This is a genomic window from Leucobacter soli (assembly GCF_042659205.1).
Lineage (GTDB): Bacteria > Actinomycetota > Actinomycetes > Actinomycetales > Microbacteriaceae > Leucobacter > Leucobacter soli.
The window spans coordinates 1-6,770 of sequence record NZ_JBHSRW010000117.1 but is presented as its reverse complement, the minus strand read 5'-3'; the positions used below and the strand labels follow the sequence as shown (position 1 = coordinate 6,770).

The 6,770-nt window shown below is 70.9% G+C and carries 8 protein-coding genes; 6 read left to right on the top strand and 2 right to left on the bottom strand.

The features are described from left to right. The coding region (locus ACFPZL_RS08320; protein ID WP_382335084.1) for an NAD(P)H-quinone dehydrogenase at positions 1–1,234 on the top strand (1,234 nt) is incomplete at its 5' end. Beyond that, a complete protein-coding gene (locus tag ACFPZL_RS08315; protein ID WP_218114418.1) occupies positions 1,231–1,635 on the top strand; it encodes a cupredoxin domain-containing protein in 405 nt (134 codons plus the stop codon). The genes ACFPZL_RS08320 and ACFPZL_RS08315, both read left to right, overlap by 4 nt. Before the next feature lie 76 nt (positions 1,636–1,711). Here the strand turns inward: ACFPZL_RS08315 and ACFPZL_RS08310 are convergent, their stop codons facing one another. Further along, entirely contained in the window at positions 1,712–2,695 is a 984-nt protein-coding gene (locus ACFPZL_RS08310; protein WP_218114419.1) for an LLM class flavin-dependent oxidoreductase, read from the bottom strand. A gap of 160 nt (positions 2,696–2,855) precedes the next feature. Here ACFPZL_RS08310 and ACFPZL_RS08305 point away from each other — a divergent pair, with 160 nt between their 5' ends. Next, the gene (locus ACFPZL_RS08305) at positions 2,856–3,101 is read left to right on the top strand and encodes a hypothetical protein (RefSeq protein ID WP_218114420.1); all 246 of its coding nucleotides are present in this window, start codon (positions 2,856–2,858) and stop codon (positions 3,099–3,101) included. Between the two features lie 83 nt (positions 3,102–3,184). On the opposite strand, the gene ACFPZL_RS08300 is transcribed toward ACFPZL_RS08305, so the two are convergent. Beyond that, entirely contained in the window at positions 3,185–4,972 is a 1,788-nt protein-coding gene (locus tag ACFPZL_RS08300; RefSeq protein WP_218114421.1) for an acetyl/propionyl/methylcrotonyl-CoA carboxylase subunit alpha, read from the bottom strand. 192 nt (positions 4,973–5,164) lie between these two features. Here ACFPZL_RS08300 and ACFPZL_RS08295 point away from each other — a divergent pair, with 192 nt between their 5' ends. The 3 genes from ACFPZL_RS08295 (at position 5,165) to ACFPZL_RS08285 (ending at position 6,739) form a co-directional block, all read left to right on the top strand. Next, positions 5,165–5,776, top strand: coding sequence for a DUF937 domain-containing protein (locus ACFPZL_RS08295; RefSeq protein ID WP_218114422.1), 612 nt, complete (start codon positions 5,165–5,167; stop codon positions 5,774–5,776). Positions 5,777–5,858: 82 nt separating this feature from the next. Continuing rightward, entirely contained in the window at positions 5,859–6,317 is a 459-nt protein-coding gene (locus tag ACFPZL_RS08290; RefSeq protein WP_218114423.1) for an FAS1-like dehydratase domain-containing protein, read from the top strand. Continuing rightward, positions 6,314–6,739 (top strand): MaoC/PaaZ C-terminal domain-containing protein, encoded by a 426-nt coding sequence (locus ACFPZL_RS08285; protein ID WP_218114424.1) that lies wholly within the window; start codon positions 6,314–6,316, stop codon positions 6,737–6,739. The genes ACFPZL_RS08290 and ACFPZL_RS08285 overlap by 4 nt, the downstream gene beginning before the upstream one ends. The last annotated feature ends 31 nt before the right edge of the window (positions 6,740–6,770 follow it).

Here is a 6,770-nt window from a genome sequence, read left to right as displayed (position 1 = left end):
GAGCCGGCTCGGCGTGCAGGCCTTCGTGCCGGGCGCCGCGGGCAAGGCCGTGCGGCCCGAGATCGCCGTGAACCTCGCCGCCGTCAACAAGCGCCTGCTCGCGATGGCGGGGGCGCAGTCCCTCGACATGCGCGAGAGCCTCGAGGAGGCCGGGGTGCGCATCGTGCAGGGATCCGGCCGGCTCGACGGCCCGAACGCGGTGATCGTCTCGACCTCCGAGGGCGGCGGCACCGACTTCGACCGCATCGAGGCCGACACGATCGTGGTCGCCGTCGGCGCGAGCCCGCGCGAGCTCGACAGCGCGAAGCCCGACGGCGAGCGCATCCTGACCTGGAAGCAGCTCTACGACCTCAGCGACGTGCCCGAGCACCTCATCGTCGTCGGCTCCGGCGTCACCGGCGCCGAGTTCGCGAACGCCTACGCCACGCTCGGCTCGAAGGTGACCCTCGTCTCGAGCCGCGAGCAGGTGCTGCCGGGGGAGGATCCCGACGCCGCAGCCGTGATCGAGCACGAGTTCAAGCGGATCGGCATGAAGGTGATGTCGAAGTCCCGCGCCGAGTCGGTCGAGCGCACCGAGACGGGCGTGAGGGTCGCGCTCGCCGACGGGCGCACCGTCGAGGGCTCCCACTGCCTCATGGCGGTGGGCTCGATCCCGAACACCGCGGGTCTCGGGCTCGAGGAGGCCGGCATCGAGCTGAACGAGAGCGGTCACATCCGCGTGAACAAGGTGGCGCGCACCTCGGTGCCCTCGATCTACGCCGCGGGCGACTGCACCGATTTCTTCCCGCTCGCCTCCGTCGCGTCGATGCAGGGCCGCACCGCCATCATGCACGCGCTCGGCGACTTCGTGCGCCCGATCGACCTGCGGAACGTGGCTGCGAACGTCTTCACGCACCCCGAGATCGCGACGGTCGGCTGGAACGAGCGCACTCTCGCCGAGGCGAGCGACGTGGCCAAGGCCGTTACCCACACGATCCCGCTGAGCACGAACCCGCGCGCCAAGATGGTCGGCATCACGGACGGCTTCGTGAAGCTCTTCGCCTGGCAGGCCTCCCGCACGGTGATCGGCGGCGTGATCGTCGCGGATCGGGCGAGCGAACTGATCTTCCCGCTGGCGCTCGCGGTCGAGCACCGTCTCACCGTCGACCAGGTCGCCTCGGCGTTCACGGTCTATCCCTCGCTCACCGGCGCCATCACGGATGCCGCCCGCGCGATGCACCAGAGCGCGCAGTGAGCGCCACGGGGGCCCGTGCGGCCGGAGGAGCTCTCTCGCGCCGATCGGTGCTGCTCGGCGCCGCCGGAACCGGAGTCGCCGGGGCGCTGACGGCCGGGCTCGCGGGGTGCGCGGCCGCCAAGCCGGATCCGGTGCCGTCGGACACCGGCGTCGAGCCCGCGGTGACGGTGCAGGCCATCGACAACCGCTACGAGCCAGCCGAGGTCGAGATCGCCGAGGGCCAGGCGGTGCGGTGGGTGTTCGCCGGCACCAACAAGCACGACGTCGTGGCCGAGGACGGCAGCTTCGTCAGCGAACTCATCGCCGAGGGGGAGTACGTCCACGTCTTCGAGACGGCAGGGGAGTTCCCCTACGACTGCTCGATCCATCCCGAGATGACCGGGCGGGTCGTCGTCCGGTAGCGCTCGTCGGCGGATGTCGGCGCTTCTCGCGCGGGACGACGTCCACTGACGAGTCGGAGAGGCCGGCGGGCCCGGATCAGCCGCCGGGAGCCGCGAGGCGCACGGACTCGAGCTGTTCGGCGCGTGTCGGCGCCGGGTGCACGGTGACCAGCTCATCGGCATCGGCGAACCTCGCGAAGGCGGCCAGTTCCTCGCGGACGCGCTCGGGACCGCCGACGGCGGTGTGCCGCATCATGCCGCGGATCTCCTGGGCTGCGGGCGAGTCGAAGACCGCGGCCGCCTGCTCCTCGGTGAGCGGGGTCTCCCGCCCGCGCGAGAGGAATCCGCGGACCCGTGCGAGCTCGGCGCGGGAGAAGAGCGCCTCGGCCGCCTCGTCGCTCGCGGCAGCGACCACGTTGATCCCCGCGCTCACCCAGGGCTCGGGATGGGCTTCGCTCGGCGCGTAGTTGTCGCGGTAATGCCGAACGGCCGCCTGGAGCGCCTGCGGGGCGAAGTGCGACGCGAACGAGTACGGCAGGCCGAGCTGCGCGGCGAGATTCGCGCCGAAGAGGCTCGAGCCGAGGATGGTGAGCGGCACGCGGGTGCCGCGCCCCGGATAGGCGTTCACCGCGTTCCGCGGCAACTCGTCCGAGAGGTACCGCTGCAGCTCGAGCACGTCGCTCGGGAAGCCCTCGGCGTCGGCATGCGTGCGGCGCAGCGCGCGGAAGGTCAGGCCGTCGGTGCCGGGTGCGCGGCCGAGTCCCAGGTGGATGCGGCCGGGATGCAGCTCGGCCAGGGTGCCGAACTGTTCGGCGATCACGAGCGGTGAATGGTTCGGCAGCATGACGCCGCCGGATCCCAGTCCGATCCGCTCGGTGTGCGCTGCGATGTGCGCGATGAGCACGGCTGGCGCGCTCGAGGCGATCGTCGGCATGTTGTGGTGCTCGGCGTACCAGACTCGGGTGTACCCGCCCGCCTCCGCCGTGCGGGCGAGGTCGACCGAGTGCGCGAGAGCCGGACCGATCTCGCCCTCCAGCTCCACACCGGCGAGATCGAGAAGGGAGAGGGGGACGAGGCTCATACTGAGGTCCAACCGTCGCCGGGTGAACGCTATTCCCGAGGCTCCGATCCGATGGGGGATCGGCCACCCTGAACCGGCCCGGAGCCGGCTCCCGGCCTGGTAGGGTCGAGGGAGAGACCCGTCGCGCCCGCGCGCCGTTTACGCCCCAGAGAGGATCCCGATGGACACCCAGCAGAGCGAGTCGAACACCGAGCTCTTCGAGCCCGGATCCGCACCGGCAGCGGGCGGCGCACTCATCGGCCAGTTCCTGATCTCGATCATCCTGGTCTTCGGTGGCTTCTACCTGATGGCCGTCGCACCGTCGTACCTCGACGGAGACGGTCACATCGGCTTCTGGATCTTCGCCGCAGCGCTCGCCGCCTGCTCGCTCGGCTTCTGGACGGCCTTCCGCGGCACGAGGCAGTAGCCTCCGCTTCGAAGCCTTCGAGCCCGGTGCCTCTCGGCATCGGGCTCGACTCGTTCGTGGTGGTTCCCGGTCAGGGGTCGGCGCTACGCGGCGTCGACCGTCTCCTCGGCGTCGGCGACCACGCTCAGGAGGATGTGCCCGCTCGGCACGGTCTGACCGACCGGCGCATCGACGCCGGCGATGACGCCGTCGTGCGGCGCGTAGATCGACTGCTCCATCTTCATCGCCTCGAGCACGACGACGAGTGCGCCGGACTCGACGCGCTGGCCCTCTTCGACTGCGACCTTCACGACGGTCGCCTGCATGGGCGCAGCCACGGCGTCGCCCGATTCGCCCGACACGGACGAGTTCGTCGCCCGTCGCGGCGCCGGGCCGCGCGTCACGTCCGCGTCGGCGAGGGGCAGCAGGGTGACGGGCATGGTGACCTCGACACGGCGGCCCTCGACCTCTACGACCACGGACCGGCGCTTCGACGGGTGCGCGACCGCGGGGACCTCGCCCTCCCACGGTTCGATGTCGTTCTCGAACTCGTTCTCGATCCACAGCGTGTAGACGCCGAAGCGCCCGTCGGGAGCCGTGAACGCCGGGTCCCGCACGATCTTGCGGTGGAACGGGAGGACGGTTGGCAGCCCCTGCACCTCGAACTCGTCGAGGGCGCGACGGGCCCGATCCAGCGCTTCCTCACGGGTGGCGCCCGTGACGATCAGCTTGCCGAGCATCGAGTCGAAGGCGCCCGAGATGACGTCTCCGGTGGTCACGCCGGTGTCGACCCGGACGCCGGGGCCGGAGGCCGGCTTGAACAGGTTGACCGGTCCTGGGGCGGGCAGGAAGCCGTTACCGGGATCCTCGCCGTTCAGACGGAACTCGAAGGAGTGGCCGTGCGCTACGGGGTCGCCGTAGTCGAGCGCACCGCCCTCGGCGATGCGGAACTGCTCGCGCACCAGGTCGATGCCCGTGATCTCCTCGGAAACCGGATGCTCGACCTGCAGGCGGGTGTTCACCTCGAGGAACGAGACGGTGCCGTCCTTCGCCACCAGGAACTCGCAGGTTCCGGCGCCGACATAGCCGACCTCGCGCAGGATCGCCTTCGACGCGGAATAGAGCTTCTCGTTCTGCTCGTCGCTGAGGAACGGGGCCGGAGCCTCCTCCACCAGCTTCTGGTGGCGGCGTTGCAGCGAGCAGTCGCGGGTCGACACGATGACGACGTTGCCGTGGCTGTCGGCGAGGCACTGGGTCTCGACGTGGCGCGGCTTCTCGAGGTACTTCTCGACGAAGCACTCGCCTCGGCCGAAGGCCGCGACCGCCTCCCGCGTGGCGGACTCGAAGAGCTCCGCGACCTCGTCCCGCTCGTACGCGACCTTGAGGCCGCGGCCGCCGCCGCCGAACGCCGCCTTGATGGCGATCGGCAGGCCCACCTCGTCCGCGAAGGCGAGCACCTCGTCGGCGCTCTCGACCGGGTCGCTCGTGCCGGCCGCCAACGGCGCACCGACCTTCTCGGCGACGTGGCGCGCGGAGACCTTGTCGCCCAGGCGCTCGATCGCGTCGGGGCCCGGCCCGATCCAGGTCAGCCCGGCGGCGATCACGGCCCGAGCGAAGTCGGCGTTCTCGGCGAGGAACCCGTACCCCGGGTGCACGGCATCGGCGCCCGAGCGGCGGGCGACCGCCAGGATCTTGTCGATCACCAGATAGGTCTCGGCACTGGTCGTGCCGTGCAGCGCGTAGGCCTCGTCGGCCAGCTGCGAGTGCATCGCATCCCGATCCTGATCCGCGTAGACCGCGACCGAGGCGATCCCGCTGTCTTTCGCGGCTCGGATGATGCGGACGGCGATCTCGCCGCGATTGGCGATGAGCACTTTACGAATACGCGACATGGAGAACAGCCTATTGGAGGGTCGAGAACGATCGTTGGATATGCGCGACAAAGCTTATCCGGCATCGTTGCCGATACCTACATGCCCCGGGTTCGATCGCACGGCCTGATCCGGTCTACGCTGGAGCTGGGCATCGCGATGCGGCGGTGCCGCTCCCGCAGCGCCCAGGCGCTCCGTCAGTGAGGAAGCAACATGGCCCAGTCCTTCAATCTCGACGATCTGCTCGGGCAGATCCCCATCGGCGACATCGCGGCCGACTTCGGCGTCGACGAGTCGACCGCGTCGGCGGCGGTCAAGCAGGCGCTGCCCGGCCTGCTCGGCGGCCTGGCCGTCAACGCCGGCGACGAGGAGGGCGCGAACAAGCTCGAGCAGGCGCTCGAGAAGCACCGCGGCTCCGAGGCGAAGGGCCGGCTCTCGGCCATCGACACCGCCGACGGCGAGAAGATCGTCGGCCATGTGCTCGGCGCGAAGCAGGAGGAGGTGGTCCAGGCGCTCGGCGCCCAGTCCGGCGACTCCGGCATCGCGGCGCTGATCCCGAAGCTGCTCCCCATCCTCGCGCCCATCATCATGCAGTTCCTCGCGAACGGGCTGGGCACCCAGAAGTCGGAGTCCGCCGCCGACTCGGAGCCGGCCGGCGGCGGCCTGGGCGACCTGCTCGGCGGGTTGCTCGGCGGTGGGTCCCAGAGCGGCTCCGGTGGCGGTCTCGGCGACCTCCTGGGAGGGCTGCTCGGCGGTGGCGGGTCCGGTTCGTCGGGCGGCGGCCTCGGCGATCTGCTCGGCGGGATCCTCGGCGGCCGCAAGTAGGCTCCGGCCGGCCCCGGTTCTCCCGGTCGGGGGAGGGCCGGGCGTCGGCCCTCCGGCATGTCTGCCCGGATACACTTGCAGCGTGGTCAATCCAGATATCCAGGGCAAGACGTATCCGCCGACGGCGCCCTACCTCGTCGGCCGCGAGAAGGTGCGCGAGTTCGCTCGCGCCGTGCTGAGCGAGGCGCCGCTCAACCACGACCCCGAGGCTGCGCGGTCCGCGGGCTTCGCCGATGTCGTGGCGCCGCCGACCTTCGCGATCGCCGTGCAGGATCTGACCCTGCAGCAGCTGCTCGCCGACGAAGAGGCGGCCGTCGACTTCTCCCGAGTGGTGCACGGAGACCAGCGCTTCAGCTACAGCCGCCCCATCGTCGCGGGTGACGAGCTGACGGGCACGATGACCGTGACGAGCGTGAAGCAGCTGGGCGGAAACAGTATGGTCACCTCATCGACGGACGTCGTCGACGCCTCGGGCGACCACGTCGTGACGGCGGTCAGTACGCTCGTCGTGCGTGCCGCCGAAGAGGAGGACCCGGCATGAGCGGCCCCGTCCTCGAGACGCTGGCGGTCGGCGACGTCGTCGCGGAGCACCGCTACCTCCTCACCCGCGATCGCCTGGTCCGGTACGCCGGCGCGTCCGGCGACTTCAACCCGATCCACTACCGCGACGACGTCGCCCGGTCGGTCGGCCTGCCCGGCGTGCTCGCCCACGGCATGCTCACCATGGGCGCAGCGGCCTCGCCCGCGATCGAATGGCTCGGATCGGTGGGCTGGGTGCGCGACTACCAGGTGCGGTTCACCCGCCCCGTCCCGGTCGACGCTGAAACGGGTGCCGAGGTCGCGATCGTCGCGACCGTCGGCGTGCTGGACGCGGAGGCGCGGACCGCGCGCATCGACCTCACCGTGACCTTCGCCGAGCAGACGGTGCTCGGCAAGAGCCGGCTGCTGGTGCAGTTCCCGTGACCGCACCCGCCGGCTCGTCGCCGAGCCCGCC